The 23378-nt window shown below is 62.1% G+C and carries 41 protein-coding genes; 5 read left to right on the forward strand and 36 right to left on the reverse strand.

The genetic code is table 11. The features are described from left to right. Positions 1 to 65 precede the first annotated feature (65 nt). The 8 genes from ACFPN9_RS09070 to ACFPN9_RS09105 form a co-directional block, all read right to left on the reverse strand. On the reverse strand, positions 66 to 524 hold the full coding sequence (locus tag ACFPN9_RS09070; RefSeq protein WP_082735035.1) for a YkgJ family cysteine cluster protein: 459 nt from the start codon (positions 522 to 524) through the stop codon (positions 66 to 68). A gap of 236 nt (positions 525 to 760) precedes the next feature. Further along, the gene (locus tag ACFPN9_RS09075) at positions 761 to 991 is read right to left on the reverse strand and encodes a hypothetical protein (RefSeq protein WP_068308315.1); all 231 of its coding nucleotides are present in this window, start codon (positions 989 to 991) and stop codon (positions 761 to 763) included. A gap of 25 nt (positions 992 to 1016) precedes the next feature. Beyond that, positions 1017 to 1253 carry a hypothetical protein gene (locus tag ACFPN9_RS09080; RefSeq protein ID WP_156451795.1) on the reverse strand — a complete coding sequence of 79 codons (237 nt, stop codon included), beginning with the start codon at positions 1251 to 1253 and terminating at the stop codon, positions 1017 to 1019. Between the two features lie 71 nt (positions 1254 to 1324). Then, on the reverse strand, positions 1325 to 1771 hold the full coding sequence (locus ACFPN9_RS09085) for a hypothetical protein (protein ID WP_068204512.1): 447 nt from the start codon (positions 1769 to 1771) through the stop codon (positions 1325 to 1327). 113 nt (positions 1772 to 1884) lie between these two features. Continuing rightward, complete coding sequence (locus ACFPN9_RS09090) at positions 1885 to 2790, reverse strand: hypothetical protein (RefSeq protein ID WP_156451794.1); 906 nt, start codon at positions 2788 to 2790, stop codon at positions 1885 to 1887. A 367-nt stretch (positions 2791 to 3157) separates the two neighbouring features. Next, entirely contained in the window at positions 3158 to 3547 is a 390-nt protein-coding gene (locus tag ACFPN9_RS09095) for a hypothetical protein (protein ID WP_156451793.1), read from the reverse strand. A gap of 148 nt (positions 3548 to 3695) precedes the next feature. After that, positions 3696 to 4229: a hypothetical protein gene (locus ACFPN9_RS09100; RefSeq protein WP_068204523.1), complete on the reverse strand. Its 534-nt coding sequence runs from the start codon at positions 4227 to 4229 to the stop codon at positions 3696 to 3698. Positions 4230 to 4344: 115 nt separating this feature from the next. After that, positions 4345 to 4518 (reverse strand): hypothetical protein, encoded by a 174-nt coding sequence (locus ACFPN9_RS09105; protein ID WP_156451792.1) that lies wholly within the window; start codon positions 4516 to 4518, stop codon positions 4345 to 4347. A gap of 88 nt (positions 4519 to 4606) precedes the next feature. Between ACFPN9_RS09105 and ACFPN9_RS09110 the strand changes: the two genes are divergently transcribed. Continuing rightward, positions 4607 to 4987 carry a DUF3862 domain-containing protein gene (locus tag ACFPN9_RS09110; protein WP_377816545.1) on the forward strand — a complete coding sequence of 127 codons (381 nt, stop codon included), beginning with the start codon at positions 4607 to 4609 and terminating at the stop codon, positions 4985 to 4987. Here the strand turns inward: ACFPN9_RS09110 and ACFPN9_RS09115 are convergent. From ACFPN9_RS09115 to ACFPN9_RS09170, 12 genes are all read right to left on the reverse strand, one after another. Next, the gene (locus tag ACFPN9_RS09115) at positions 4980 to 5819 is read right to left on the reverse strand and encodes a metallophosphoesterase (protein ID WP_377816547.1); all 840 of its coding nucleotides are present in this window, start codon (positions 5817 to 5819) and stop codon (positions 4980 to 4982) included. The two genes, ACFPN9_RS09110 and ACFPN9_RS09115, sit on opposite strands and share 8 nt — an antisense overlap. Positions 5820 to 5888: 69 nt before the next feature. Next, complete coding sequence (locus ACFPN9_RS09120; RefSeq protein WP_068204529.1) at positions 5889 to 6140, reverse strand: hypothetical protein; 252 nt, start codon at positions 6138 to 6140, stop codon at positions 5889 to 5891. Beyond that, positions 6140 to 6373: a hypothetical protein gene (locus ACFPN9_RS09125; protein ID WP_068204532.1), complete on the reverse strand. Its 234-nt coding sequence runs from the start codon at positions 6371 to 6373 to the stop codon at positions 6140 to 6142. The genes ACFPN9_RS09120 and ACFPN9_RS09125 overlap by 1 nt, the downstream gene beginning before the upstream one ends. Positions 6374 to 6408: 35 nt before the next feature. After that, positions 6409 to 7293, reverse strand: coding sequence for a hypothetical protein (locus ACFPN9_RS09130; protein WP_377816550.1), 885 nt, complete (start codon positions 7291 to 7293; stop codon positions 6409 to 6411). 65 nt (positions 7294 to 7358) lie between these two features. Further along, positions 7359 to 7838: a hypothetical protein gene (locus tag ACFPN9_RS09135; protein WP_068204537.1), complete on the reverse strand. Its 480-nt coding sequence runs from the start codon at positions 7836 to 7838 to the stop codon at positions 7359 to 7361. Between the two features lie 9 nt (positions 7839 to 7847). Continuing rightward, a complete protein-coding gene (locus ACFPN9_RS09140; RefSeq protein ID WP_377816553.1) occupies positions 7848 to 8237 on the reverse strand; it encodes a DUF262 domain-containing protein in 390 nt (129 codons plus the stop codon). Positions 8238 to 8382: 145 nt separating this feature from the next. Continuing rightward, positions 8383 to 9768, reverse strand: a complete 1386-nt coding sequence (locus tag ACFPN9_RS09145) for a hypothetical protein (protein ID WP_377816555.1) — start codon at positions 9766 to 9768, stop codon at positions 8383 to 8385. A 23-nt stretch (positions 9769 to 9791) separates the two neighbouring features. Further along, positions 9792 to 10373: a hypothetical protein gene (locus ACFPN9_RS09150; protein WP_377816557.1), complete on the reverse strand. Its 582-nt coding sequence runs from the start codon at positions 10371 to 10373 to the stop codon at positions 9792 to 9794. Then, a complete protein-coding gene (locus ACFPN9_RS09155) occupies positions 10340 to 10678 on the reverse strand; it encodes a hypothetical protein (RefSeq protein ID WP_068204553.1) in 339 nt (112 codons plus the stop codon). The genes ACFPN9_RS09150 and ACFPN9_RS09155 overlap by 34 nt, the downstream gene beginning before the upstream one ends. A 4-nt stretch (positions 10679 to 10682) precedes the next feature. Then, a complete protein-coding gene (locus ACFPN9_RS09160; protein ID WP_156451791.1) occupies positions 10683 to 11039 on the reverse strand; it encodes a hypothetical protein in 357 nt (118 codons plus the stop codon). Further along, positions 11036 to 11437, reverse strand: a complete 402-nt coding sequence (locus tag ACFPN9_RS09165) for a hypothetical protein (protein WP_068204559.1) — start codon at positions 11435 to 11437, stop codon at positions 11036 to 11038. Before ACFPN9_RS09165 ends, ACFPN9_RS09160 begins: the two co-directional genes overlap by 4 nt. Before the next feature lie 33 nt (positions 11438 to 11470). Continuing rightward, positions 11471 to 11776: a hypothetical protein gene (locus ACFPN9_RS09170; protein ID WP_068308117.1), complete on the reverse strand. Its 306-nt coding sequence runs from the start codon at positions 11774 to 11776 to the stop codon at positions 11471 to 11473. 191 nt (positions 11777 to 11967) lie between these two features. Here ACFPN9_RS09170 and ACFPN9_RS09175 point away from each other — a divergent pair, with 191 nt between their 5' ends. Then, the gene (locus ACFPN9_RS09175) at positions 11968 to 12360 is read left to right on the forward strand and encodes a hypothetical protein (RefSeq protein WP_156451723.1); all 393 of its coding nucleotides are present in this window, start codon (positions 11968 to 11970) and stop codon (positions 12358 to 12360) included. A 2-nt stretch (positions 12361 to 12362) separates the two neighbouring features. Here the strand turns inward: ACFPN9_RS09175 and ACFPN9_RS09180 are convergent, their stop codons facing one another. From ACFPN9_RS09180 to ACFPN9_RS09195, 4 genes are all read right to left on the reverse strand, one after another. Next, positions 12363 to 13160 (reverse strand): hypothetical protein, encoded by a 798-nt coding sequence (locus ACFPN9_RS09180; protein ID WP_377816561.1) that lies wholly within the window; start codon positions 13158 to 13160, stop codon positions 12363 to 12365. A gap of 95 nt (positions 13161 to 13255) precedes the next feature. Then, the gene (locus ACFPN9_RS09185; protein WP_068203912.1) at positions 13256 to 13756 is read right to left on the reverse strand and encodes a hypothetical protein; all 501 of its coding nucleotides are present in this window, start codon (positions 13754 to 13756) and stop codon (positions 13256 to 13258) included. Between the two features lies 1 nt (position 13757). After that, on the reverse strand, positions 13758 to 14426 hold the full coding sequence (locus ACFPN9_RS09190; protein WP_377816564.1) for an ATP-grasp domain-containing protein: 669 nt from the start codon (positions 14424 to 14426) through the stop codon (positions 13758 to 13760). A 118-nt stretch (positions 14427 to 14544) separates the two neighbouring features. Continuing rightward, positions 14545 to 14970 carry a hypothetical protein gene (locus ACFPN9_RS09195; RefSeq protein WP_068203908.1) on the reverse strand — a complete coding sequence of 142 codons (426 nt, stop codon included), beginning with the start codon at positions 14968 to 14970 and terminating at the stop codon, positions 14545 to 14547. 147 nt (positions 14971 to 15117) lie between these two features. Here ACFPN9_RS09195 and ACFPN9_RS09200 point away from each other — a divergent pair, with 147 nt between their 5' ends. Together ACFPN9_RS09200 and ACFPN9_RS09205 are read left to right on the forward strand one after the other, a co-directional pair. Further along, positions 15118 to 15387: a hypothetical protein gene (locus tag ACFPN9_RS09200; RefSeq protein ID WP_377816567.1), complete on the forward strand. Its 270-nt coding sequence runs from the start codon at positions 15118 to 15120 to the stop codon at positions 15385 to 15387. A gap of 73 nt (positions 15388 to 15460) precedes the next feature. After that, on the forward strand, positions 15461 to 15679 hold the full coding sequence (locus ACFPN9_RS09205; RefSeq protein WP_377816569.1) for a hypothetical protein: 219 nt from the start codon (positions 15461 to 15463) through the stop codon (positions 15677 to 15679). Between the two features lie 64 nt (positions 15680 to 15743). Here ACFPN9_RS09205 and ACFPN9_RS09210 read toward each other — a convergent pair whose 3' ends face one another. Beyond that, complete coding sequence (locus tag ACFPN9_RS09210; protein ID WP_377816571.1) at positions 15744 to 15980, reverse strand: hypothetical protein; 237 nt, start codon at positions 15978 to 15980, stop codon at positions 15744 to 15746. Positions 15981 to 16117: 137 nt separating this feature from the next. Further along, on the reverse strand, positions 16118 to 16591 hold the full coding sequence (locus tag ACFPN9_RS09215) for a hypothetical protein (RefSeq protein WP_377816573.1): 474 nt from the start codon (positions 16589 to 16591) through the stop codon (positions 16118 to 16120). A 138-nt stretch (positions 16592 to 16729) separates the two neighbouring features. Between ACFPN9_RS09215 and ACFPN9_RS09220 the strand changes: the two genes are divergently transcribed. Continuing rightward, positions 16730 to 17167 carry a hypothetical protein gene (locus ACFPN9_RS09220; protein WP_068203898.1) on the forward strand — a complete coding sequence of 146 codons (438 nt, stop codon included), beginning with the start codon at positions 16730 to 16732 and terminating at the stop codon, positions 17165 to 17167. 7 nt (positions 17168 to 17174) lie between these two features. On the opposite strand, the gene ACFPN9_RS09225 is transcribed toward ACFPN9_RS09220, so the two are convergent. From ACFPN9_RS09225 to ACFPN9_RS09270, 10 genes are all read right to left on the reverse strand, one after another. After that, positions 17175 to 17741 carry a hypothetical protein gene (locus ACFPN9_RS09225; RefSeq protein WP_377816576.1) on the reverse strand — a complete coding sequence of 189 codons (567 nt, stop codon included), beginning with the start codon at positions 17739 to 17741 and terminating at the stop codon, positions 17175 to 17177. Further along, complete coding sequence (locus ACFPN9_RS09230; protein ID WP_377816578.1) at positions 17738 to 18499, reverse strand: hypothetical protein; 762 nt, start codon at positions 18497 to 18499, stop codon at positions 17738 to 17740. Before ACFPN9_RS09230 ends, ACFPN9_RS09225 begins: the two co-directional genes overlap by 4 nt. 56 nt (positions 18500 to 18555) lie before the next feature. Beyond that, entirely contained in the window at positions 18556 to 18975 is a 420-nt protein-coding gene (locus ACFPN9_RS09235) for a hypothetical protein (protein WP_377816580.1), read from the reverse strand. 180 nt (positions 18976 to 19155) lie between these two features. Next, entirely contained in the window at positions 19156 to 19776 is a 621-nt protein-coding gene (locus ACFPN9_RS09240) for a hypothetical protein (RefSeq protein WP_377816582.1), read from the reverse strand. Continuing rightward, complete coding sequence (locus tag ACFPN9_RS09245) at positions 19776 to 20351, reverse strand: hypothetical protein (RefSeq protein WP_377816585.1); 576 nt, start codon at positions 20349 to 20351, stop codon at positions 19776 to 19778. Before ACFPN9_RS09245 ends, ACFPN9_RS09240 begins: the two co-directional genes overlap by 1 nt. A 62-nt stretch (positions 20352 to 20413) precedes the next feature. Continuing rightward, complete coding sequence (locus ACFPN9_RS09250; protein ID WP_068203877.1) at positions 20414 to 20719, reverse strand: hypothetical protein; 306 nt, start codon at positions 20717 to 20719, stop codon at positions 20414 to 20416. A 106-nt stretch (positions 20720 to 20825) separates the two neighbouring features. Next, positions 20826 to 21209 carry a hypothetical protein gene (locus ACFPN9_RS09255; RefSeq protein WP_068203868.1) on the reverse strand — a complete coding sequence of 128 codons (384 nt, stop codon included), beginning with the start codon at positions 21207 to 21209 and terminating at the stop codon, positions 20826 to 20828. Between the two features lie 119 nt (positions 21210 to 21328). Continuing rightward, complete coding sequence (locus tag ACFPN9_RS09260) at positions 21329 to 21955, reverse strand: hypothetical protein (RefSeq protein ID WP_377816588.1); 627 nt, start codon at positions 21953 to 21955, stop codon at positions 21329 to 21331. Between the two features lie 8 nt (positions 21956 to 21963). After that, positions 21964 to 22416, reverse strand: a complete 453-nt coding sequence (locus ACFPN9_RS09265; RefSeq protein WP_377816590.1) for a hypothetical protein — start codon at positions 22414 to 22416, stop codon at positions 21964 to 21966. A gap of 460 nt (positions 22417 to 22876) precedes the next feature. Next, positions 22877 to 23368 (reverse strand): hypothetical protein, encoded by a 492-nt coding sequence (locus tag ACFPN9_RS09270; protein ID WP_377816591.1) that lies wholly within the window; start codon positions 23366 to 23368, stop codon positions 22877 to 22879. Between the last annotated feature and the right edge of the window lie 10 nt (positions 23369 to 23378).

A 23378-nucleotide genomic window follows, 5' to 3' on the forward strand; every position in this document is an offset into this window, starting at 1 on the left:
TCTGCCTCGCATGATTTGTCCTCTCGACATCGGAGGTGGGCGGCGGCTGGTGAATCTGTCGGCGGTCAGCCGAGAGTGTCCTGCCAATTTTCGCCATAGCCGCGCCACGCACGGTCGGTCTCGAGCTTATAGCGCATCTGCTCGCGTGCGCTCAGGCAGCCCTCGCTGCCAGCCTCGAACTGGCGGCAGACATTGGGGCGCGCGCTATAGATCGAGCAGGAAACGCTTTTGCCCACGACGCCTTCGAGTGCGACACAGCGGCCGCCGAGATGCCGCTTCATGCAGCGCGGCCCTAGCCTGGATAGGGTCTTGTCAGAGAGCCCCAGGCCCTTAGGGGAACGCGTCAGTGCTCGCGGCGTCGCATCGGTAGCCGATACCGCCACGTAGCCGGCCTCTAGGCAGCACGCGCCACATGAGGCGCAGTCTGCACTGGTGGGCGCGTCGATCGGCTTCTCGACAGGCGGCGGCGGCGTGAACGAAATCACTGAACCGTCGTTGAAGGTGAAGGTGATGGCCTCTTGCATCTGGACCGTCCTTATCGCCCTATCGGCGCGGGGTTCTCACGATCTCATCGATCACCCGACGCTGGTAATCGTACAGGCCTGTCGTGATGGCGTTCATGCCTCGCGTGATCCGATCGAGGGTTTCCGGCTTTAGCGGACGCTGGTCGACGGTCTCCGCATCCTTCATGCGGATGGTCACAGGAGATTTTATCGCCAATTTCTTGACCCCTTCGGTCCTATGCGGATTGCCCGCAATTTCAGAGTGTCGCCGGCGCTTCGGGAAGGAAGCGAATTTGCCGGACATAGGCGATGATGCGATGTTCGCTGCCAATGCGGTGCTCGATTGACGTGATTTCGTGGCGCACGCCCTTCGGCGCGGTATCGAAAACAACGGTCGAGCCGACCGGGGGCAGGCATTGAAGATTGCGGTGCCAGTACTGGGCACTGTCGCACCAATCTTCGAACGTTACGCGGATGCTGGGCCTCATGGCTCTCTCGGATTCCCCGCTCAAATCAGTCTTCCCAGCCGAGATGTTGCCGAATGATGGCGGTATCCTCGCGCCTGGCGCCGACGCGAAGTGTGGTGGATGATCCATACGCCCGCGGGGCGCAATTCTGGGCTGACACGAAGCCGGCGCCGATCAAATCGAATGCGCCACCGACCATCTTGTGAATATCGGCATGGGCCATGTCGGCGCCGAACAGGAACGGCCGCGGCGTCCCATGCACGTCGTACATCAGGTATTTCATCTGCATATGCGCAAGCGTCCACTGCGGTTGGATGCGGGAAATTCAGCGGAAAATGATCGAGCTGGGAGGGATTATCCCTCCCCAAGGCCCAGCAGAAGCTGCAGGCGGCGGCGAGGATCCACGCCACCTTCGGATGCCGCCTTGGCCCCGCCGGCACCGAGCGCCGCGCATCGGATGCGCCACAGCTCGCTTGCCTGACAGCAGTGGCCCGATTGGCCGAAAACGTCCTGCAATCCGCTCGCGCGTTTGATCACGTCGAGCAATTCGGGGTTCTCGGCGACATATTCGTCCCAAAGGACGGCATAAAGCGCGCGAACCTCGTCGGCATTCACGGCCTTCTTGCCCTTGGCCTCACGCCAGTGGAGGCCAGTCGAGCCGTCGGCGAAAATCTTCGCTCCCTGGAAGATTTCTTCGATGGAGCGATTGCCGCGGCCGCGGATCCTCGCGCTGAAAGCGCTCAGACGGCGGTCGCCTTTGCTGGAGCATTCGAGGAACGGGGCGACGCCGTGCTGGATCATTGCTTATCTCCGGGATTTGCCAAAGAGCGAGGGCTCTTGGTTCTCCTCGAAGCGGCCTTTAGCGCTGTTTCGTTCTCAGACTTTGTCGTGATCCTGTACGATTCATCAAGCGATCAAGCGGCCAATTTGAGCCGCTCGGGATGATTATGAAGGAGGCCGAGCGGATACTGCCACTCACATCCGGCGATGCCGAGAAAGCCGACGGCGACCTGCAAGGGCAACGCACAGAGGGCGAGCTTAATTTGCGTGCGCTGATCGTAGTAGCGGACGACCGGCCGGTCGGCGTAATCGAACGTCCAGTCCATCGACCGGATGAGCTTGACCAGGGCGGCGTCCCACTCTTCTGGCGGGAATTCAGCCGCCGCGGCGGAGACGGCCTTGGCAACGATGGCCTGCTGCTCTTCGGTTTCCATCCTGGTCTCGTCATTTTCGCGATCGAGCTTGAGCAGGACATTGAGCGCCAAGACCTTGTTGGCGAGAGCGTCCAGAGCGAAGTCGGCCTGGCGCTGGAAGGCAGGGTGCCGAAGGGCCGGACCGGAGAGAGGCAGCACCCACCGGGTGCGGGGCAGGCTGTCCTGCGAGCTCGGCGAGCCGAAAACGAAGCCGGTGTAGGCAGCCTCTCGCAGCGGGTTGTTGGAATAGCTGAATTCGATCGGCCAGTGCCGGTAGTGCGTGATCGCGATGGTGTTCATCGCTCCAAGGACCTGCCCGCTGGTGAGATCGACCGCGGAGGTGACTCCGTCGACCTCACGGAAACCGACGCGGGTAAAATTCACCCGACCATGGCGCTGGCAGCCGTAATCGCCACAGGCGAGATCGATCACCAGATACGACGCCTCCGGATGCAGGAGGGTGCGGAAGTTGAGACCCATCACGCCGTTGGGTGTATTGGCGAACAGCTCGTTGAGGACGGGTCGGGCATCGACGACCGCCTGCCAGCGCTTCTGGCCGATTTCGTAGCGGCGGGTCTCGATCTGACGAATGACGTCGCGCGCGGCTTCGATGTTGAAAATCTGCATCTTCATCTCCGGGGTTTTTCGCCGAACGGGTTCGCCGGGATTTGGTGCTGCAGGCACGAAAAAGGCCCCGCTCGTTTCCGAACGGGGCCTCTCCTGGATATGTGTCTGTCCTTGCGGCGCGCCCATCCTGCAAGCGCCGGCCGGGAATTCCCGGCCCTTTGATCATCTCCCCGATATCCGGAAAGAGCCGACCTCACGGCGTCGGCCCGGAGCCAGTTGCCCAGCCTCGTCTGTCGCGGCACGATTGCTCCGCGATTTTCGCAAGCCCGTCACCCGTGGAGCTCGCCAACGCCGACCACTTGAGGACCGGTTTCCCGGTGGGCGGCTAGACCAGATGCGGTTCTCAGAATCGGTGTTTGGCCCTAATTCAGGGCTTACCTTCTGACTTATGAGCGCTGTCACCTTTCGCGTCAGTGTTGTCAGGCTCGTCGTAGTAACTCGGCCGAATGAGCGGGAAGCTTTCCGCTATTCCTTCGTCTTCCCCGGCAATGCTGTCGTATTCCTGGAGCGCGTCAATGTGCGGGTAGCCGTAGTGGTCGTCGGGCTGGACTGACGGGGAAACGCCTGCGGCAGCGATTAGGAGGCCACCCAGCATTGCGGCTTCCGCTTCCGATAGCAGAAGCGCTGGCTGCTCTTCATCCCATCCATTGTAGAGTGAGAGTTCTATTCGCCGTTTCTGAAGCTCAGGCTGACAGTCGAGCTCTCGACCAATAACGTCGACATGAACCTCGCATTCCCTCAAACGCCTCGTTTTCATTCCAAGGAGGTCCCTTCGTTTATCGCGGACGCCACGCGACATCCCGTGAATGTCGCGTGCGAATTGCCCCCTGTAAGACGTTTCGGCTTTGGCGCCGACCAAATTATGTGCCGGCGGCCGGCTTTGGGCACCACGTCCGCTGCCGGTGTCAGGCGGCTTCCGCGACGTCGAGGATTTCCATCTGGATGATCTGGGCCCAACGCTCCTGATCGGACTGATAGAGCATCGGGATGTGCCATTCGCGGCGGCGATCGCAGACGACCGTCATGAAGAGGCCGGATGTGGAAGCGAGGCCACGAAGGGAATTGCCGGTCGGCTGATAGAAGGTGCGATAGCCGCGCAGATCGTCGAATGAGTAGGTCTTGTACAGACCATCCTGCATCAGCGTGAATCTCTTCTCTGCCGGATTGATCGCGATGCCTGAGTCTTCGACGAAGAAAACGAGCCTTGAATGGCGAGAGACGCCGCAGGCCTTAAGCGCTTCCTCCTGCAGCTGCGCTTCCTTCGAAATAAGTTGCCAGAGCGCCAGCGCAATCAGGGCCGGCGGCACCCATAGGATGCCGAGGACCATAACGCCCATATTGAAACTCGGAGGCAATTTTCCCGTGAAGAAGGCATTATAGGTGCCAAAGGCTGCGGCGATCGCCCACGCGATGCCGATGAGGGATGCTACGCCGCGCAATGGTATTCTCCTGCTAGGCGCCCATGATTGCAGCGCAGCCTCTAAAAAATCCGCCGTGACTTGCGTCAATTTGCACGCGAAGGGGAAGCGCCCTGGATACCAGGGCGCTCTTTCTTCACGCAGCCTGCGGCGCGGCCTTCGCGGCGATCGCGCGGTTCGCGAAGTGGCGGCGCTTGGCGAAGGCGGCGCGCGAGGCGGCCTTGGCGGCCTTCTCAGCGAGGTCGGCCTTCTGCTTCGCCTTGGCCTTGATGGCGATGATCTGCTTCACGCTGAACGAGCGGTTGGTCATGGGATGGTCCTTTCAGGACTTAGCGAAGCCGTCGGCGTTCGCCTCATGTCGTTGGTGGGGTTTCGATCCAATCCGGGATCGCTCATCTGTGAAGCTTCAGGTCAAACACTTGTTTTGCGCACCGAAAGCAGCGACGGTTGATTTCGGAAGACGTGTTCTTGGAGGCGATGAAGTGAAGATAGCTATCGTATCGTCAGCTCTGCTTTTCGCGACAGCTTCTGGGGCTCTTGCAAACGACTGCGCCACCAAGGCGGCATACGACAAGGTTGCCACCGGCATGTCGTACACTCAGGTGAAAGCCATTCTTGGCTGCGAGGGGGAGGAGATTTCCTCGTCCGAGATGGCTGGCTTCAAGACCGTCATGTACGCCTGGGTAGGCGGCGGCCTATCTGGCATGGCCGGCGCCAACATGAACGCGATGTTCCAGAACAATAAGCTGGTCTCGAAGGCCCAGATGGGTCTCAAGTAGCCGTTCCGCAGTAGACGAAATTCGTCTCGCTGAGGTCTGTGCGGCTGTCGAAGCGATACGCCGCGATCGGCCCGCCTTTGGCGACGCCAGCATCGACGCAGACCGCATTCCCATGGATGGAAAGCGGTGTCGGCATGGCATAATGCCCGAAGAACAGCGGCCTCGGATCGCGGTCATCGCCCTTTAGCCACCATGCGACCCTATCCATCGTGCGGTGGTGACCGCTGCGATCGAGGTAGGGCGCACACTCCGCCTCGGGGCCGGAGAGAAGCAAAGCCCGGGCGTCCCCGACGGATCCCGATAGCGCCGCCGCTTCGACGAAACCCTCATGGGTGAGCGCGTTGGCCTCGTCCAGATGCGGCGCCAGCGCCGCCATCGACGCAAGATCCCAGTGCGCGTGAACGAGGCGAACGGCAGGCAGCTCGAGCCAGAGCGGCAACGATGCGAGAAACGCGAGGGCTCTGGCGCCGCGCTCCGGATCGGCATCGATCTCAGCCTGGGTCTGAGCGCATTGCTGGATGTGGCGCTCGCTATGCGAGCGGAGGAATTTAGCAGGGCGTCGGGGATCGCGGCGGTTGAATGCGACGATGTTGAAGTCGTGGTTCCCAAGGATGGCGAGACCCGACCCGGCGATGACCATTGCCCGGACGATATCGACGACGTCGAGGTTTCGCTGTCCGCCGTCAACGAGGTCGCCCGTGAAGGCCGCCATGCGGCCGTCCGGGTGCACGTAGGCACCGTCCCGTAGGACGTAGCCGAGCTTGGTGAGAAGCTCGATCAGAAGCGCGGCGTTGCCGTGAACGTCGCCGATAATATCGAGGCCATACCTCACGGTCGTCTCCATTTCCGGGATTTTTGGGCCATGGCCCTTTCCCGAACGGAGCCCTCCAAGATTGCCACGCTATGGGGTGTTGAGCTCGGCGAGGCGCGCCTGAAACGCGAGAAGGGCTTCAGCGACAACGGCGACGTCGGCCGGCGCGATGCTCTTTGGCAAATCCATCGAGATATCAGGGACACTGTCCGTCAGAAGATAGCTGTGGGCCAGCCGCTTCGACTTGCCGTTCGAGTAGGTCACCATGGCGAGCAGAAAGCCGCGGACGTTGCCCTGCGGCTGCTCGAACACAGCTTGATCGAGTTCGAACGTGGCAGCCATCACAGGTGCCCGCCGTAGCGGTCAGTCTTCAGGTGTGGGTAGCGCTCGACGACGCTGCCGCACCAGGCCGACTTGGTGGGCACCTCGTCGTCTTCATGGATTTCCGCACAGTCGACGCAAACTGCGACGTCCTTCGGGGTGTGCCAGTAGCTCGTGGCCTTGAAGCAGAAGCAGCAGTGCTCCCGGGTGCGGAAAGGCGCGGTGTCAGGTTCTTTTTCGATCGTAACGGGCATCGATGGTCCTTGATGTCTGTAAGCGGTGAGGTCGGTCAAGGGTTCCCCATCAACAGGGCCCGCGTTATCGAAATCGCAGTGTCGCCTATTTGGACGGTCTGAATTGCTTTTTGATCTGCTTCGAGGCTCGTGTAGGCCTGCTCGATCTTCGCAGCGCAATCTTCGCCAAGTAGCCGCCCGTCAGCGGAGTGAAAATCGCAATGCGCAATGAAGGATGCGATCGCCTCGGCCAATTCGAGGTGGACTGTGCCTGAATGTTCGCTCCGCCCAGTTGCGACGACGACGAATAGGATCTGCCCACGACTGTATTTCGCCAAAATCGCTTCGCTCTGGCGATCAACGTGAACGACAGCGTTCGTGAAATCCTCTTCGTTGTACTCGGGGAAAATGATCCCACCAGCCGTAATTGGCAGCAGAACGAAATAATGCGGACGCTGTTTTTTGTGCTCGATAATCAATCGGCGCGCCTCGAAGAGGCGCCCCTCTGCTTCTGGACCGCTTTGCGCTGTCCCAAAGATTTTAAACGGCAGGGTTTCGCTAGGCCGTTCGGTGATCAGCGCCCAGGCCCAGGTTTCCCGCCGTTCACGATAATTTATCTCGCCGAAAAGTGTGTCAGCGAATGCATACGCAGGCTCTTCCTCGATAAGAAAGATGCGGCCAAACGCTGCGTTTGTTGACGCGTCGAACGCAATAAACGACGGCTTCCGGGAGGCATCGCTGATCGGCTGCGCCCCCGTTTGATCGGCCGCCCGCCAGTAGCAACGTATGCCGGCGGCTTCTGCAGCCGCTTTTCGCGCCGCGGTGGATGCCACAACGTCTTCGGCAGCCTGGACTTCTTCTTCCTCATGCTGAAGCGAAAAGGCGTCTACGATCGTCGCGGCATCGGCACCAGCCCCAAATGTCCGCTCGAAGTCGCCCATACCTATTCTCCAGTTCTCAACCGTGTGGCGGGTTGCCCGCGGTGGTGCTTATGACGCCGACCGCATCACGTCGAGATCGCTTCGACATTGTTCGCGTGTGTCCAGAAAAAGTAGCCTCCACGACCGACCCAATGGACAGTCGGATCGACAATCTCATCGTCTCGGTGGTCCATGATATGACCGGAGTAGGCGTGCCAGACGCGGACTGAGAAATCACGCGGGACGATTTCACCGTCGCGCCCGACTTTCGGGTGCGTGCTGAACCGGACGGCGCCGGCTTTCACCTTCACCATCTGTCCGTCGTCGAAGATCTCCGTGCTGAACGGGCCGGCGTGCTTGGCCTGCTCGACGCCTGTGTCGAGCAGGTGCTCGGCGACCTTGAGCGCGATCTCGGAGCGCCTGCGGAGCTCGTAGTTGCGATAATTGACGGTTCCGACTGCCTGAGGCTCGAGCGCGCGAAGCGCGTCTTCGGACAGTCGCAGCAGCGTTCCGGGAGCGACGGGGCCATCAACCGCGATCGCGTACTGTCGCATGTGGCTGGTCATCTGGCCCTCTCACACCTGGCTGGTCGCGCGCTCGGTCTCTTTGTGAGCCGTGCCGCCGAAGTTCATGAGATCATAGTACGATTTCAGGAACTCCTCGTCCTCCGTCGTGGTTTTGTAGCTCGCGAAGACCAGCGTGAGCGTCCACCCACGGCGATCGGCGTCGGTGAGCTCGGACCATTTCCAGCCGAAAACCGGAAACTTGTCGTCGAGATATTCTTCGACGGCGTGGAGCCTCTGCTGCCCATCGATCAGCAGGTTGTCGAGCGGAGAGCCGATATCGGCTTCGTTGTAGGTGAACGTGCCAAGCGGTATTCCCCGCCAGGCGCTTTCGATGAAGGCGATCTTCTGCGCCTGGGTCCAGACCAGGCCGCGCTGCCATATCGGCAGGTTATAGCCCATGATCGTCCGGAGCCCGTGAGGGTTGAACTCGTTCGGCTGCGCCAGAGCGTTTCGCCGATTGTTCATGGGATGCCCCATCGTCGTTGCCGACGGCCGGCCAAGGTCGACGCGCGGAGGCATCTTTCGATCCGACATTGTGGTCTCCTCAGACAGAGGGCGTTTCGGAGGCGAGCAGCTCGACGGCTTCCCAGTCAAGAATGGCGCCGGCTCTGTCGGCATGTTCGCCATTCTTCCACGATGCCATGTCGGCGAGAACCACGCCGGGCAGGAGCGTGAAGGCGACACCGGAGACGTCCATCGCGTTTCCGATGACGGGCGCGCCGCGGGTGCCGGCAAAAGCGCAGCAGTGGCCGCCGCCGAAGGCTGAGTGCGCAGGTCCACCTTCAAGGAAAAGCAGGCCGTCGTGGGTCTCGATGAAATCGAGCGTGCAAGCGACCTGTTCGTGACCGAAGCCAGCGAGCTTTTCGGCGAACTCAGGCCTGCGGCGCGCAAATTCGGTGTCCATAAAGCGCGGAAATAGGCTGCGCTGGACCATCAGATCCGCCATCGACTGGGCGAGCTCGCGGACAGCGATCGCCATCTTGGCGTCGAGCGGCGTGGCCTCACCGAGCCACCCGTAATAGTTCGACACGCCGACAACCTTGCCGTCGACGATGAAGGCTCGCCATTCGCACGGCCAGGATCCCTTTCCAGCGAAAGGGGTTCCCTGGCGATGGGGGTCATCACCGGTGCGCCAGCGCGAAGCCTTGACCCACGGACGCGCAACGAAGCGGGTGGTACCGCCCGGCCCCTCGGCGATGGCCTGCACGGTACGGCGATCGGAGACGTCGACCATGCGCCGGTTGCCGACGCGGACCCAGCCCGGGCCAACCTCGAGGTTGGGGCCAAACTTGATCTCGGGAACTTCGCCGCCGGCGACGCCTGAGCCGGCGAGCGTCTTGAGATTGCTGCCGCCGGCGCGCGCGTGACGGACCATCCACCCCTCAGGGATCTCGTCCATCGCCGCCATGAGCTTTTCGGTGACCTCTTCGCGATCGACCAGACCTTCGGAGGTCGTCTCGTCGGAAGGGGCAGGAAGGGAGCGCGCGAGCTTCTCGAGGATGCGCGTGGACCGCGGGTCAGTCAGGTTGAGCTTGCCGGACGCCGCGTCGGCCTCCTCCTCGCTCAAGGCGAGGATAATCCGTGCCGGCACAGACGGCACACCAGCGGCTTTCGCGATCGCGAGGTACGCAGGGAGATCGCAGGCGTCGAAGGGGCCCTGTTGGCCCTCGGAGATGGCTTCGGCGTCGATCCACGTGCCGGTCTCGGCAGCGTGGAATGCTTCGGTCTCGCCCATGCCATCGAAGAAGTCCCCGAGGCTGCGCCGGCGGGTGAGCATGGTGCGCGCGAGAATGCCGAGATCCTTGGCCGTCTCGATGATGTCCGACTTGCGTGTGATCGCGATCAGAGCCTGGCGAAGCATGAGCGTTCCTTTCGTGCCCTTGTCGGGGTTTCCGAGCGTCTCGGGTTCAGCCCGCTTCGTTCGGCTCACTGACGCGCTCTTCGCGCCCTCGCCTACGCAGCGTTGACTGTCGGATACTCGGCCTTCTTGCCGAGGCGCTGTGCCTGATCGTGAATGAGCATCCGCTGCAGTCGGACCATTTCCGCGAGCATCTCGCGATCATCGGCGCACTCGGCCATGATCTGAGCAATGGTGAGACTGCGAGGATGCCCCTTGTGAGGGGCCGGCTTATCCGCAGGCTTCAGGGCAACCGACACTTGATCGACGTCCTGGTCTTCGTCGACCTCGTCGGACTCGGTCGCGGCATCGATTTCGTCGGCCATTTCGGCCGCTGCTTCGGGCGCCGGCGACTCTGCGCCGTCGAGGGGTGTCGCAGTCCGCCAGCGCTTCGTTTCCTTGAACCGGGCGAGGGCTTCCTCCTTCGCGGCGTCGATCCGGTCGAGGTAGGCCATGACCTCGGCCGGGGACCACTCGTAGCTGGGCCCGGACAGGTTCGACAGCACGCGCAGCGCGTCGACGATCGAGTCCGTGCGCCGTTCCGCGACGCGGTGAAAATTCGCGTGTTTTTCTGACATTTCCGTCTCGTGAAGGTCAGGCTCGATCAGCGCACGGAATTGCGGGTGCACCGGTGCCATTTGTTCTGGTAGCCGAACTCGCCTTCCTTGCCGTAGCACCATCCGAGCTGCCCGAGGCGCTTGCCGTAGGCCTCGCGCTCTTCGCAGGCGAGATGGGTCTTGGGGTTGTCGCCGCTGCCGCCGCGGCACTGACCGTTGGCCTCGAACCAGAGGCGCTGCATCGTCTTGGGGTCGTTGCGGGACTGGGCGGAAACATCGGTGACCGTGGCGCAGACACCGATTGCGGCAGTTGCGAGCGAAAGGATGATCGATAGGCGGAGCAAAATGGGGGAGCCCTTTGAATGTGCTTCGGTGATGGTCGGCATTCTATCACAACGCGTCGGCTTGGGCGCCGAGCGGCTTCAGCAGCCGCGGTTGCACTGGGCGCAGAAATTCCGCGTCGAAGAGATAAAGCTCGGCGCAGTCCAGGTCGGCGGGGCTCGGAGATTTCAAGGCCGCCTCGAACCCCCTTCGATTAAATCCGTCGTCGCGTGCGGATGCCTCGGAGATAGCGTTTGCGATCAGCCATTGCTGCACGCGCTGCAGCGTGTTCGTGGCTTTGCGATTGCTCTCGAGGTCGATCTTCGGGAACGGCGACGTCGAGCGGCCGGTGGTGGTCGTTACGACTTCTCCGGCGGCCAAACGCATGCCCACGGAGCCACGCTTCACGCATGTGGGCGTGGTCACGCGGCGAGGCCCTTCGTCTTCGCCTCGCGTACGCCCTCGAGGCGTTTGCGCCAGAGGTAGAAGAGTTCGCAGTGAACCTCGCTCAAGAGGTCACCATAGGCGATCGACCGGAAGACGAACTTCGATCCGACGGGGATCCGGTCGAGAAGCCGATCGAGCGCCAGGAAGACATCCTTGTCGGCCGTCGGGGTGAGATCGATGTCACCGACGCAGTTGCATTCGATTCCCAGAGCGTCGGCTTCGGCGAACATCAGCGTGCTGATGGTGTCGATGTCCGTAACTCGGTTGCGGAAATTACGGATGAAAGCGGCACGCGCCGCCTCGGTGATGGCGAAGTCCGTCATCGGCTCGAGGAGCATCGTTGCGTGGTGGCCTGCGGTCTTGGCGACGGATTGCATCGTGACGTCCTTTGGGATTTCGAAACCGGGGGATCACTCGTAGTGAGGGCGCGTCGCGGGGAAATGGGTCGGCGGCCATCCCTCGTGGATCATCGCGAGGTATTTCCCGTCGCTGATGGTCGAGCTGAGGTCGAACCGGCGATCGCCGACGTTCCAGTCGGCGTCCAGGACCGTCTGGATTTCATCGCGGATCTTGAGCGCTTCCTGCTCGGTCTCGACGAATTTGCCCATGGCGACGAGTTCGGGTGAGGTTTCGAGCTGTCCCGCGTCAAACCACCAGCCACCTTCCTCAGAACCCCCATACGCCTTGCAGACGTCGAATACGGCGATTGAATGCATGTGCAGATCTCTCATGGGATTTCGGCGCCGTTGCCCGGCATTATTCGGTTTAATTTCGGAACGTCGGCGTTCGCGAAATTCGAGTTAAAATCGATTTCCGCGATGCTCTATTATGCCCCATCCGGGGCCATGGGCGAAGCTGCGCCTCGGCGTCCACGAAGGGATTTCATGGCGTTGGAGCACGTGCCAGTATGCGCACCCGGACGAAGCCGGGCGCGCGCTGGGGGTGTTCGATGTCGGACGGGCCTACAGGCTGGGAGCTGGTGCAGCCCTTTGCACCGACGCCGCTGTCTCAAACCCAATCGATCGAATTCAGAGCATATTGCTCATTCCGGATTCGCTTGGATTTCGGGCCGATCGCGGTGATCGCGGCCATGTCCGTTTCAGTGCAGATCGAAGTGCGGCGTTCAGAGGACGCAGCCGATCAGCCGACGGTATCGCTTTCCATCGCGGTCGTGGGATCGATCTCGGTCAAGGTCGGCGGCTACACACTCAGGGTGGGCTGGAGCACGTTTTTGAGTGGTCCCATAGTCTGGGAGCCGCCGCGTCTTGCGGCGGCTCCTTTGATGCTCCCCAAGCCGTAGGCTTAAGCGGCGGACGCCTTGCGCCCGCGAATGGAGTAGGAGCGTCGGATGGCGCGAAGCTGTTGAGCGGAGCGCGCCGGGCGCGCTTCGGTGTCCTTCGTCGCCGGCTTCGGCTTGATCACCGCGACGGCTTTTTCGCCGCTCTTGCGCGGCTGCAGCGTTCCCTGCGCGCGCAGCCAGGCGAAGTACTTGCCGCGGGGCATCCACGGGCGAGTGTAGGTCTTCGCGGCCGGGGCTGCCTGGGCGTTCAGGCCTGCGATCAGCACGTCCTCGCTCGGCAGCGGATCGAAGCTCGCGACATCGTCGCACTCGCGGAAGGACGTCTCGAAAGCATCTGCGTCGACGGTGATGACCGGCACGTCCGCCATCTGAGCGGCGAGCTCGGTCGGCTCCGCCTGCTGGGTGACGGAGAACGTGACGGCGGGGCCGAACTCGAAGCCGTCGATGCTGGCGGAAAAATCGGCCAGGCTGATCTGAAACGGATCGACGCCGTAGGCGAAGCGATCGTGACCGGGGATCACGCCGAGGCCGGCCTCCACGAGCACGTCAGTGCCGATCGTGTCGATGAGATCGAGAACGCCGTCGAGATCGATGCGGAGGAAGGCGTCATCGGGCTCGCTCGCTGCGACCAGGTTGGCGAGGTCGGTCGAAAACTGGAAGCCCTCGGTCTGCTCCGGCTTCTCACTGCTTTCGATGAAGAGCTTCGGGCCAGCGAGCGAGCTGACGGGGATGCTGTTCTGCGCCATCATTTCCAGAACGGAGCGGTTGACAGCGAGGTAGGCGAGACCGAGCTTCGACATGTTGATTGGTCCTTTTTGGGATTTCCGGAAGGGCGATTTCGCGCTTTCTTCCGATTTTCCATCATCCGGCGAGGCCCGACGCCGGTCGTCCATCGTTACCGGGACAGCGACGTGAGAAGCTGCCGAGCGTAGCGTTCGTCCGACAGACGGAAGCTGGTGAAAGCGGTGTCCTTCCCGACCGCTTTGATCAGATGTGGAGCCAAGCGATCCGCGATGGCCGGCTCGCCAATTCCTTCCGGGAGCTCTACTTCGGCCATCACGAAGTAGGGCGCTGCGAGGTCCCCGAAGAAGTCGACGTCCCAGTGCCCGCCATCGTCGAACCGGAAGCGGGTTTTGGTCAGCCGATTGGCTGACAGAGGCCAGAGCCGATCGAAATCCTTTTTCGACACTCGACGCTCAAGCTCGACTAGCCCGTCTTCGGTGTCCATTTTGAACGTGAACTTGCGCGTGACCGGGCCTGTCGCCGGACGCACAGCGCGGATGCGGTTGTGCTGCGACAGGTACCCCTGCTGCAGGCTCTCCCCTGCAGGCCCGAGCGCCGCTCGCAGCTCAGGACTGTCGCGAAGGACGTATTTGAACTCGTTCTCGATCGGCATCTCAGACAGCCATTCTGTTGGAGGGGGCAGCGGCGATCGAACCATGCCGCGCAATTCCAGGAATTCCAGCTTCGATGGCATCGTACGAGATCGCGCCGACAGGATCCGAAAGCCCGAATGGGTTGATCTCGATGAGGCCGAAGCCATCGTGCTTGCACCAGACGTCGACGACGACGGTGTCCAGGGGCAGATGCGGGCCGACGACGTCGAGCACGTAGCGCTCCACCTTCTCGCGAATTGCAGCGTCCGCGTCATGCGGTGCTGCGAAGGTGGGCTCATGCCCATATTCCGCGACAGCGAGAAGGCGGCCGCCCTTCAGGAAGCATCTGAGTTCGACCTCGGGTCGAAGATTGAACTCCTGCTTCCTCAGGCAAACCACCGGCTGCAAGTCGGTGTTCGAGAATTTGAAGAGATCCTCCATCATCCGTTCCGAACAGGCCATGACCTGGATGATCTGCTTGCCGGAGCAGGTGATCGGGACCAACAGCGGCCACGGCCCATCCTTGGGCGAGCGGCTGTTGAGCCGGAAGAAATGGTTCCTGAAACCGAGATGGCGATCAAGCTCGGCGGCGAGATCGACAAACTCGGGGAATTCGGCCCGGGGCTCGTAGAGCGGAGCGATGAGGTGCTTCGGGAACTCGACGAACGTCGTCGGGATCGAGAGCGCCATCAGCTCGGGGGACCATTTGTCGAGAAGGAGCGGCTCGATCATTTCGGCCCAGGGACGATGGCGCTCGCGAAGCTCCTCGGGCGTCGGCATGCGGATATCGAACATTTTCGGAACTCCCTTATGCGGCTGCGCGGTCGCGGCCGAATTGGCTGTAAATGTCGGTTGCGGTGACGCCATCGAGCGTCTCGGCAATGAAGCTGCACGCGGCGAAAAGGTCGCTATTCGGCAGGGCTTCGTACCGAGGAAACCGCGCTTTGGTGAACAGGAAGGCGTTCAGGCGCCGAGAGTGTCGACCGCGCTCACTGATCGGCTGCTGCAGTTCGATTGCTGTCTGAGCGAAAGCCGCCTCCCGCGTTGGGTGGATCGGCTTGCAGGGTGTGCGGCAACTCCCGTCGGTGAAGATGATCTGCCATGCCGGCACGCCGTTCTTCGGGCTCGGCACGGGGATCACGACAACGACCTCTTTCTCCGTCGCCGTCGAACCGAAATAGGTCATATGCGAGCGGCCGGTCGAAATGGGTCCGACCCAGGTGAGATCAGCCATTTTTGCCTCGGGGTTATCCGTTGGATTCGATTTCCCCATGCGCATTTCCGAAAGATTGAAGGCCTGCGCGCCCTGTCTTATGGTTGGTGGGTTGACAACCGAAGGCGCCACCCTCATTTGGTTGGTGGGTTGTCAACGGAGGGGACCATGCAAGCCGAACTGATCAATGTTCGCGCGCAGCTGATGTCTGCGCTTGCTACGATCGACAGCCTTCTCGCCGGTGCTCCCGGCGCGGAGGAGACGATGAAGTATCGGGTTTCGCCGGGAGGCCCACTTTCCCCGGCCGGCATCGCCGAGATGTATCGGCGATTTGAGGCGAATGAGCCCGATGCCGTGATCGCGCGTGCGATGGCGGTCTCGGTTCAGGGTTGTCAGAAGCGTCGCGCAATCTGGAAAAAGGAGCGAGCTCGTGGATGAACCATATCAGAGGGTCACTGACCCCGATTATTTTCGCGGGGTCTTGGGGAATTTAATCGGGCCGAAAAGCGGCATGAAGGCTCGCTTCGGCAACCGAGGCGACGGCCGTTTCCCGAATTATCAGACGGTCGGCGTCGACGGGAAGGTCCGCCGCTACAGTGGGAGTTCTCACCAGCCCTATCACGATCAGCCAACCGTTTCGTTCGAGCCCGATAACCTGTCGGACGGAGAGTTCAGCTATGAGGATGTGCAGGGGCTGCTCGCGGCGTGCTTAGGCGCCGCAAAGGCCTGAAGGCTCCTGGGATTGCAGACCTCACTCAAAGAAAAAGCCCCGCCGGTGAGGCGGGGCTCTTCCATTACGCGGCGGCCTTGGCCGGCTTCGCGGCGTAGTAGGCCTTGATCTTTTCGCCCTTCCAGGCGGCGATGCGGTTCTCGCGGATCTTGTTCTTGAGCCAGTTGTCGATGTGGCGCTTGCGAGCGGCAGCGCGCGCCTCGGCGCCGATCCGGAGGCCGATCGAGCGACGGATCGCGGCCAGCTGAGCGGGGGTGCGGGCGGTCTTGGTCTTGGTCTTGGTCTGGGCCTGGGCGGTCATGGAATTGTCCTCTTGGGATTGAGCGAAAAATCGCCTCATGATCGACGGAACGTCGCTTTCGCGTTGTCCTTATCGGGGTTGCGAACCGGTCTGGGTTCAACCAGTCCGCCCCTTCTCGATCCAATTCCTTGTCAGTCTCAGCCGGCGGCCGCCGCTGACTGGGCCTCGTATGCTGTCGCGCTGGGGCGCATGTCGCAGACGATTTCGAGATCGTATGCCGCCCGGGCATCTGAGAGATCGAGCAGCGCTTTGCACTCGTTGTTGATGATCAACGGCTGCCGGCCGAGGCCGCGGTGATCAACATGGGGAACCACCCTCCCCTGCTTGTAGGCATCATAGATCGCGCCGAGCGTCTTCAGGCGCAGTGCGGCGGCGTCTATGTCGCCGATCAGCCAGGCGATCACGATGCGCTCAACCTGTTGGATCGTGAGCAGGGGTTTGCCGAGGGTGTCGGCTACCAAGGTCGAACCAACGATCGTTCTGACACGGTGCTCGATAAGAACTTTTTCGAGTCGTGTGCAAAGAACATCGACTGCGCGGCGATTGCGCAAGGTAAAATCTCCGGCTTCGGCAGCAATTGTGTACGCGACATAGGTACTGTTCAGCGACACGACTGACGACGGCGCAAATCACCTACGACCTCTGAATACGTCGCGTCGGATTTCGAGGCAAGCGCCTTGTTGGACCATTGCCTGTTGCGATCCGACCGAGCTAAAGAACGTCGGTGTTTTGCCCGAACCGAGTTCGTTATGACCCTTCGCATCCTGACCGCTTTTACCCTCAGCGCCTGCGTCTCCTACGCGGCGGCGGCGCAGGAACTGAAGCCGCGCGACGCGGCGCTGCGCGTGATGGGCGCTTCGATCAACATTCCAGGCAGCGCGGCTTATTGCCGAAGCAAGGGCTGGCTTCAGGATGCCGAGCTGGAGCCTGTGGTGGGCTGGAATAAGAAGCACGAAGGCACGATGCGAAAGGCGATCAAGGTGATCGAGGCGACCGGCGGCATGTCGGCGTCCGATCGAGAGGCGTTGGATAAGATCGCCCTCAGGGTGGTCAAGGCGCAGATCGAGGACGGCGACCCGAAGGAGAACTGCCGGGCGCTCATTTCGGGGTTGCGCGCGAATGCGCTGGACCTCGCCGCGGTGCCGGAGCTGAAAGACGCACTCGCGGTCCTGGAAAGGACGCCCTAGCAGCGCTTTAGGATCGCTTGCCGTAGGCGATCCTGGCCTGTCCGACGCCCGGGCCCGGGCTTGGTGCCCAGACATACCAGGCGTGGTCTTCGGTGCCCTGGCTTTCGCCGGGGAACCACTGGATTCGATCGACCAAGCTGATCTTGGCGAAGAACCGCGGGTTGTTGGCGAAGAGGTCCATGCGGGTCTTGCCGAAGTCGAACTTGGCGGTCAGGAGCAACGCGACCCACCCGGGGCAGCGCTGGAGGCAAAGCCTCGCAAATCGAACTGCGAGAATGTTCAGTCGTCCGTAGGGGGGATTGGAAATAATCCCGTTTACCGCGGGCGCTTCGATGTCGGCGAAAAAATCAGCGATAAAATGATGATCCCGATTATGCCGGGTCACGTCGCTGGTGATGACTCGGTGGCCATGCGCCAGAAGGATATCAGCAATTTTGTGATTGCCGGCAGCCGGCTCCCAGAGCAGTAGCCCTTTCGGGAGCCCGAGATGTGCGATGAGCGCCTCGGTTGCCCACGCCTCAGTCTCGTACAGCTCAAAGTCCTGGCGCGCGTAGGCTGATGCGACGACGGTCAAGGCGATTCCGGAGTCTCGACCGTGATCGTTCGGTCGTCGAGCTCGCCGACGCCGCTTGCGATCCATGTGCATTCGTCGGCATGGGCCATTGCCGATGCTTCGCGCGCGTTCTCTGCGACGACATAGGCTTCGAATGTCGCGATCGCGTCGCGCTCCTGACGGGCGATAAACAGGGAGTGGCCGTCTGGCACAGTCGGGCGCGTGCCGAGATGCGCGTAGATGTCGGCCTGCGGCGCGGCCGCAGCCGAAGTGGCGTTCTTGGAGAAAGCCTCCACGATGGGGCGCAGATGGTCTGCCAAGCTCTGGATCAGATCATGGGCCTCATCGCGCGGCAGCCCGTCCACGTCGGTCGTGACCTCATGATAGGCCAACCGCACGTGGCTGAAGGGTTCGCCGACCGCATTGTCCGGGATGGTCTCCAGGCACGTCTCGAGCAGGATGCGAACCACGCTGAGCGTGCTGAGCGCGTCGTCTCGGGAGCTGTCTGCTGGATGCTCGCTCAGTTCGGTGAAGGCAGCGAGAAGAGTGATCTGCGCATTCCCCTCGGGTGTCGGAACGGTGTCGACGTCGCAGTAGCTGTCGACCACCTCGAAACCCGCCGGGTTCTTCAGCGTCAGGGGGCGATCGAGGAGGAAGCGGAGATGGTCGGTGACCCGCTCGATTCCGAATTCGGCCTTGTAGGTGGCTTGCGAGTCATGGCTGCCGCTGGACACAGCGTTCGCCGCGGCGGCATCCCAGAGAGCCTGCTTGTCGGTCACATTGACCTGGATGGAGAAGGTTGCGTGCACGAGCGATCCGATCAGATGATTGCGCTTCAGGCGGCCGAAAGGGCATCAACGGCGACGTAGTCGACGTGTGCGAGCGCCTTCCGCATCAGCGGAAGGTTGCACCACTGATGGATCGCGTCGCTGAGCGTGAGGACCGTCGAGTTGGCCAGGCTCGGGCGGGAGCCGCCGAGCGTTTCCGTCTGCCAGCGGGCGACGGCGGCGTCGAACAGCACGGTGTGCTGAGGCCACCGCTGCCGCCAGAAGGACGGCTGGGAGACCGTCTGGGCCTCGATAAAGAGGATGACATCCATCATCACCGGCGCCGCCGCGAAGATCTGGGCGTATTCTGGGACGTCGTTCATGCTCTTCTGAACGGTGGCGACGTGATAGCCGTCGGATGAGACGCGGATGGTGTTGCCGACGGCCTTGAGCGGCGTCGTCAGGATTCGGTCTTGAGCAGGGGTCATTGGCTTCTCTTTTCGATGGGCGGGGGAAATGCCTGATCAGGCCGCGGGCGCGCTCTCCGAAGCGGCAGGCGGCAGGCGCAAGCGTGCGAGCTCTTCGTCCCGGAGGTTGTCGACGCCGAATTCCTCGAGTGACCGCGCGGCCCTCCGGGGTGAGGAAGCCGCGCGGATAAGGGGTCTGCCTCATGCTGCCACCGCCTGTCTCGACGCGATCCGGGAATGGCGCGCCAGGAGGCGTGAGGGATCGCGGCGATAGACCTTGAGCGGGATGTGTTCGGCGTCGTGGGTCTCATAGATGCCGCGAAGCTCGCGCAGAAGATCCCGGTACTCCCCTTCGGTAGCCAAGCGGCCCTTGCGAAGCCATTCCCTGCTGGCAGCGCCATGCTGCCCCACAGGCGCGTAGCTCGCGATGTTGCCTGCAGCATCCCAGCTTTCGGTCGGGAAGTAGGCGCAAAGCTCTCCACGATTGATGCGAAAAATCACCGGCAGCGGCTTTGTCTTGTCTCCCTCGACAATCCACCCGAACTCACCCGCAAGCCCGGCCCACGTGCCGACGCTGTCGGTAGCCTCGGCCTGGCTCTCGGCATTCGTAGACTCGTCGGGGCATTCGTCGCCGGAGAAGTGGTCGCGGAAGCGTTCGCACTGATCATCGCCGGCGAAGATGGCTGATGCGCCATCGCGCTTGCGCACGATCCGAAAGCCGTTGAGGTCGCTCGCGTACAGGACGAAGCGGTCTGTTTCGCCGACGACGTATTCCTGATGCAGCCGCTCTCGCGGGGTCAAAAGGCGTGGGCTTCCCGTCATCAGAGCGAACGCTGCGACGTGGTGGCGGCATCTGCAGTTTCGGGCAGGAGCTCTGCCATTCGCGCAGGGAAAAGCTTGGCTGCATCGCGGCGCCAGAGGCACGCGTCGAACCCCTGCCCGCATTCGATGTCAGCCGAAAGCTTGCTGGTTCGAGGCTTGACCTGCCAGCCGTTGGGAAGCGGGTCGCCAGCGAGGCAGAGGATCATCCGAAGGGCATCGGTAGGCCGGATGAAGCTGTCGGCTATCCGGCCGACGTCACCTGGCGCGATGCAATACCAGGGGCCACCGTCGTTCTCGATGTAGAACCCCGGCGCGACCAGTTTCACGCGCTCGGAGAGGACCTTTCGAGCCTTCTTCGAGTGATCGGTCGCCTTGAGTGCGTATGCCGCAAGAGCGGTGGTCGCAGGCAGGTCGTCGAACTCATGGATTTCGCCAGGAGTGTCCGTGGTCACGCTGACATGGACGTTTCCGGTGTCGAACTGCATCAGTCCGATGGAGATCGCCTCTGCGGGGCTTTTGGCGAACGTCTGGGTCGTGAAACAGACGTAGTACTGTTTCGTTTCGGGTTCGGACATTGTCCAGGATCCTTCTGCGGCCACGAGCCGATGGTGGGGAGGGCAACAGGCGGCGTGATGCGCTAGGCGGCCATTCGCTGCTGCTCGCGACGGTGATCGGAGAGATTTGCTGCGCGCTCGTCCCGGGCGGAGATCACGCGCTCTTCATAGGCAAGCAAAACTCGGGAGCGTGGGCCCAGCGTCCGGATATCGTCTGCGATCCAGGACGCCATGCGCTCCTTGAGCCATGCGTCGGCCGGCTGGTTCTCGACGAAGCAATGGGTGAGCTCGAATTTCGAGCCATCGCCTTCGATGCAAAGGCAGATATCTCCGCCGATCGAGACCGCGCCGAATTGAAATTCGCTGTCCTCAATTTCGAACGCGAGCATGATCAATAATCCACGGATAACGCGTCGAAAATGACGGCGTAGAAATGGGAGGCGATGAAGCGCAATTTCGTATGCCCATTTTATCAGGGCACACGTCGGCCGGTCATCAGGGCAAGCGAGCAAAGGCGGTTTGAAGAGCGCGAGCGTCGTTCACGCACGCTTTTGCCGCGATGATATAGACGCGCTTCAGCTGTTCGTTTTTCTGACGATGCGCCGTGAGCGCGTCGCGTCGATAGATGGCGGCCCAGCGCAGATCGTCCGCAATGCGCTGTCGGATCGGCCGATCGATAATCGTCGGGAACTGAATTTTGACGGCGCTGACCTTAGCGGACCGATCATGCCGCTCGGCATTGATGCTGATGAGGCCGTGGTTCGGCAGCCGCATGAGGCGAGAGGCAAAGCCAGGGCCGCGGCCCTTTGCGAGATTGGCTCGCCGGCGCGCTTCAGTTCGGACGAAGCGGTGCTCGGCCTTGAATTCGATCTTGGTCATGCCGGCTCCGCCTACCTCTATGGGATTTTCACTTCTCGATCTCTGATCGGGGATCCTTGGAATTGTCCGGATAATGCGAAAAGGCCCGGGTCTGATGACCCAGGCCTCTCGGAAAAGGGCTAGAGAGAATTGCCGACGCGCTGGCCATTGCAGAGGGCAAAGACCTCGACCACGCTGGCGTTGCCCGGCTCGAACCTCACCGTGAACGATCCCTGGACCGTCGCGGCCCCGGGTTCGTCGCCGTCGAAGTACGCCTTGCGCGTCCACTCGTCGCCTGGGGTGATGCGCTCCCAGCCTTCGGCGTCCTGAACGGGGTAGCCGAAATCGTAGTTGAGCCACGCTTGGTCGGCGGCGACACCACGGTCGTTGTCGAGCTGGTCGACAGGCGCGGCCGGCGGGGACTTCAGCTTATCGAGGATGGCGACGAGATCGCTGGCCCAGGAATGCAGGACGTCCGCCCCCATTGAGGGGCGATACTCCTTTCGGAGCGTTGCGAGCTCCGCAAGCACCGTCTCGACGTGACCGTGGCTTGCGGCGACGGACCCCACTGCGCTCGCAGCCTGCGCGCTGCTGTGCACGATGGAAGCAATCAGGTCGTAGACGACGCGGTGGGGCTTGTCCTGCCAGGTGGCAGCCATTGGCCCAACCCCGCCTGGCGCACGCCAGTAGGCATCCAGCGGATGCGCGAGCGGCCTCCCCGTACTGAAGACCGCGAGGAGCTCGGCGTTGTGAAGGTTGCTGGTCATGCTGAGGATCACCCTTCGAGAAGGAATGCGGAATCGAGGATGTCGACGGAAAAGCCGGCTGCAGCGAGGGTGCTGTAGACGTCGTCGACACAGCCGCTGTCACTCTCCTCGCCATGGGTCCATGCGCCGGTGAGCTTGATCGGGTTCGTCTGGGGCGAGAGGCCGAGATCAGCCACCAGTGCCGCAGCGGCCGCAGCCTGATCGAAATCTGCGGCGGCGTCGCCGTCTATGCGGCGGCTCTTGAAGCCGGCGGACGCGTTCCGCGCCAAGGCATCCGTGAGACCGCGATTGAAGATCGGGTAGTCAGCCAGGTCGTCGGAAAGGTCGCCGTCGATGACGGCGATATGCCCGTTCCAGCGGGCGAGCTCGGAGCTAAGCCCGTCGCGTGCTGCGCGGGCGTCGTACCGGCCGAGATTGAGGTTCGCGCTTCCGCAGCAGCTGCCGGGGTGCACCACGATCAAGACTGGCTCGTGGGTCATCAGATGCGACGATCGCTGGGGATCGAGAGCCTCGCACCGCGGTTTTCGGCATAGGTGAACAGGATGCGAGAACCGTCGGAGTAGGAGCCTTCCATGCGTGTCACGCGACCGCGCTCGTTTCTCTTCTCGAGGGTGACACGGCATGGCGGGAAGAGGTCGCGGCGTCCCCGATCATGGACGGCATAGCCTCCGGCAAGCGTAAAGGCGGATGCTCCTGCGCACGCGGACGCGACCTGGGCTGCGATCGACATAGGGGTCACCCTCCAGCATGTGCGCCGATCTCGGCGGCTGCGATTTCGAAAATGGTGGCTTCGATGACAGGGAATTCACGCACGCCAGAAAACGAGAAAGGCCGCCCGGTGCGCTTGCACGGGACGGCCTCGGCTGACTGCGGTGAATCTGGGGGATCTGCTTTGCGGCTACGGTGCCGGAAGCGATGTCCTCATTTTGGAAGGACGCGAAACTCGATGGCGCTGCTGAACGAAGACACGGTGTAATACATGTTTTCGTTCCAGGTGCTTGCCTGCTGATTGCCGGCTGCGTCCGACACCAATTTCGAGATCATAGCGGCCGCATCAGCGCTCGATTTTTCGGGCGTGAAAAGTCCGACCACGGCCAGGCAGGCCTGCATGAAATCGAGTACCGCTGTCGGGTCCGATTGGCGGATTTGGATCACCACCTTGTCGAGCCTGGTGTAATTTTCCCGCGGCGCACTGGCGGTGATGATCGCCGCACCGATCTTGTAGGTGCACGTGTTGGCAAAGCTGTCGCGGCACTCGACGAGGGACACCCGATTTTGCGCGCTTCCACGTGTGATGACCTCGTTCAGCTTGTTTCCGAGGTGCTGGACGTTGACATCGAACGGAGCTGCGCCTGCTGGCGCCGCGGCTGCGAGCGCGAGGGCCGCGACGACGGTCCAGAATTTTGAAATCATGGCGTGAGAT

It is taken from the genome of Allobosea massiliensis (assembly GCF_042655245.1).
Taxonomy (GTDB): Bacteria; Pseudomonadota; Alphaproteobacteria; order Rhizobiales; family Beijerinckiaceae; genus Allobosea; species Allobosea massiliensis.

What these genes read in the sequence shown, in the direction of transcription:
- ACFPN9_RS09070 (WP_082735035.1), bottom strand. Translation starts at nt 524, where the DNA reads ATGCAAGAGGCCATCACCTTCACCTTCAACGACGGTTCAGTGATTTCG.
- ACFPN9_RS09075 (WP_068308315.1), bottom strand. Translation starts at nt 991, where the DNA reads ATGAGGCCCAGCATCCGCGTAACGTTCGAAGATTGGTGCGACAGTGCC.
- ACFPN9_RS09080 (WP_156451795.1), bottom strand. Translation starts at nt 1,253, where the DNA reads ATGAAATACCTGATGTACGACGTGCATGGGACGCCGCGGCCGTTCCTG.
- ACFPN9_RS09085 (WP_068204512.1), bottom strand. Translation starts at nt 1,771, where the DNA reads ATGATCCAGCACGGCGTCGCCCCGTTCCTCGAATGCTCCAGCAAAGGC.
- ACFPN9_RS09090 (WP_156451794.1), bottom strand. Translation starts at nt 2,790, where the DNA reads ATGCAGATTTTCAACATCGAAGCCGCGCGCGACGTCATTCGTCAGATC.
- ACFPN9_RS09095 (WP_156451793.1), bottom strand. Translation starts at nt 3,547, where the DNA reads ATGAAAACGAGGCGTTTGAGGGAATGCGAGGTTCATGTCGACGTTATT.
- ACFPN9_RS09105 (WP_156451792.1), bottom strand. Translation starts at nt 4,518, where the DNA reads ATGACCAACCGCTCGTTCAGCGTGAAGCAGATCATCGCCATCAAGGCC.
- ACFPN9_RS09120 (WP_068204529.1), bottom strand. Translation starts at nt 6,140, where the DNA reads ATGGCTGCCACGTTCGAACTCGATCAAGCTGTGTTCGAGCAGCCGCAG.
- ACFPN9_RS09125 (WP_068204532.1), bottom strand. Translation starts at nt 6,373, where the DNA reads ATGCCCGTTACGATCGAAAAAGAACCTGACACCGCGCCTTTCCGCACC.
- ACFPN9_RS09130 (WP_377816550.1), bottom strand. Translation starts at nt 7,293, where the DNA reads ATGGGCGACTTCGAGCGGACATTTGGGGCTGGTGCCGATGCCGCGACG.
- ACFPN9_RS09135 (WP_068204537.1), bottom strand. Translation starts at nt 7,838, where the DNA reads ATGACCAGCCACATGCGACAGTACGCGATCGCGGTTGATGGCCCCGTC.
- ACFPN9_RS09140 (WP_377816553.1), bottom strand. Translation starts at nt 8,237, where the DNA reads ATGGGCTATAACCTGCCGATATGGCAGCGCGGCCTGGTCTGGACCCAG.
- ACFPN9_RS09150 (WP_377816557.1), bottom strand. Translation starts at nt 10,373, where the DNA reads ATGGCACCGGTGCACCCGCAATTCCGTGCGCTGATCGAGCCTGACCTT.
- ACFPN9_RS09155 (WP_068204553.1), bottom strand. Translation starts at nt 10,678, where the DNA reads ATGCCGACCATCACCGAAGCACATTCAAAGGGCTCCCCCATTTTGCTC.
- ACFPN9_RS09165 (WP_068204559.1), bottom strand. Translation starts at nt 11,437, where the DNA reads ATGCAATCCGTCGCCAAGACCGCAGGCCACCACGCAACGATGCTCCTC.
- ACFPN9_RS09170 (WP_068308117.1), bottom strand. Translation starts at nt 11,776, where the DNA reads ATGCATTCAATCGCCGTATTCGACGTCTGCAAGGCGTATGGGGGTTCT.
- ACFPN9_RS09175 (WP_156451723.1), top strand. Translation starts at nt 11,968, where the DNA reads ATGCGCACCCGGACGAAGCCGGGCGCGCGCTGGGGGTGTTCGATGTCG.
- ACFPN9_RS09180 (WP_377816561.1), bottom strand. Translation starts at nt 13,160, where the DNA reads ATGTCGAAGCTCGGTCTCGCCTACCTCGCTGTCAACCGCTCCGTTCTG.
- ACFPN9_RS09185 (WP_068203912.1), bottom strand. Translation starts at nt 13,756, where the DNA reads ATGCCGATCGAGAACGAGTTCAAATACGTCCTTCGCGACAGTCCTGAG.
- ACFPN9_RS09190 (WP_377816564.1), bottom strand. Translation starts at nt 14,426, where the DNA reads ATGGCGCTCTCGATCCCGACGACGTTCGTCGAGTTCCCGAAGCACCTC.
- ACFPN9_RS09195 (WP_068203908.1), bottom strand. Translation starts at nt 14,970, where the DNA reads ATGGCTGATCTCACCTGGGTCGGACCCATTTCGACCGGCCGCTCGCAT.
- ACFPN9_RS09200 (WP_377816567.1), top strand. Translation starts at nt 15,118, where the DNA reads ATGCAAGCCGAACTGATCAATGTTCGCGCGCAGCTGATGTCTGCGCTT.
- ACFPN9_RS09205 (WP_377816569.1), top strand. Translation starts at nt 15,461, where the DNA reads ATGAAGGCTCGCTTCGGCAACCGAGGCGACGGCCGTTTCCCGAATTAT.
- ACFPN9_RS09210 (WP_377816571.1), bottom strand. Translation starts at nt 15,980, where the DNA reads ATGACCGCCCAGGCCCAGACCAAGACCAAGACCAAGACCGCCCGCACC.
- ACFPN9_RS09220 (WP_068203898.1), top strand. Translation starts at nt 16,730, where the DNA reads ATGACCCTTCGCATCCTGACCGCTTTTACCCTCAGCGCCTGCGTCTCC.
- ACFPN9_RS09235 (WP_377816580.1), bottom strand. Translation starts at nt 18,975, where the DNA reads ATGACCCCTGCTCAAGACCGAATCCTGACGACGCCGCTCAAGGCCGTC.
- ACFPN9_RS09240 (WP_377816582.1), bottom strand. Translation starts at nt 19,776, where the DNA reads ATGACGGGAAGCCCACGCCTTTTGACCCCGCGAGAGCGGCTGCATCAG.
- ACFPN9_RS09245 (WP_377816585.1), bottom strand. Translation starts at nt 20,351, where the DNA reads ATGTCCGAACCCGAAACGAAACAGTACTACGTCTGTTTCACGACCCAG.
- ACFPN9_RS09250 (WP_068203877.1), bottom strand. Translation starts at nt 20,719, where the DNA reads ATGCTCGCGTTCGAAATTGAGGACAGCGAATTTCAATTCGGCGCGGTC.
- ACFPN9_RS09255 (WP_068203868.1), bottom strand. Translation starts at nt 21,209, where the DNA reads ATGACCAAGATCGAATTCAAGGCCGAGCACCGCTTCGTCCGAACTGAA.
- ACFPN9_RS09260 (WP_377816588.1), bottom strand. Translation starts at nt 21,955, where the DNA reads ATGACCAGCAACCTTCACAACGCCGAGCTCCTCGCGGTCTTCAGTACG.
- ACFPN9_RS09270 (WP_377816591.1), bottom strand. Translation starts at nt 23,368, where the DNA reads ATGATTTCAAAATTCTGGACCGTCGTCGCGGCCCTCGCGCTCGCAGCC.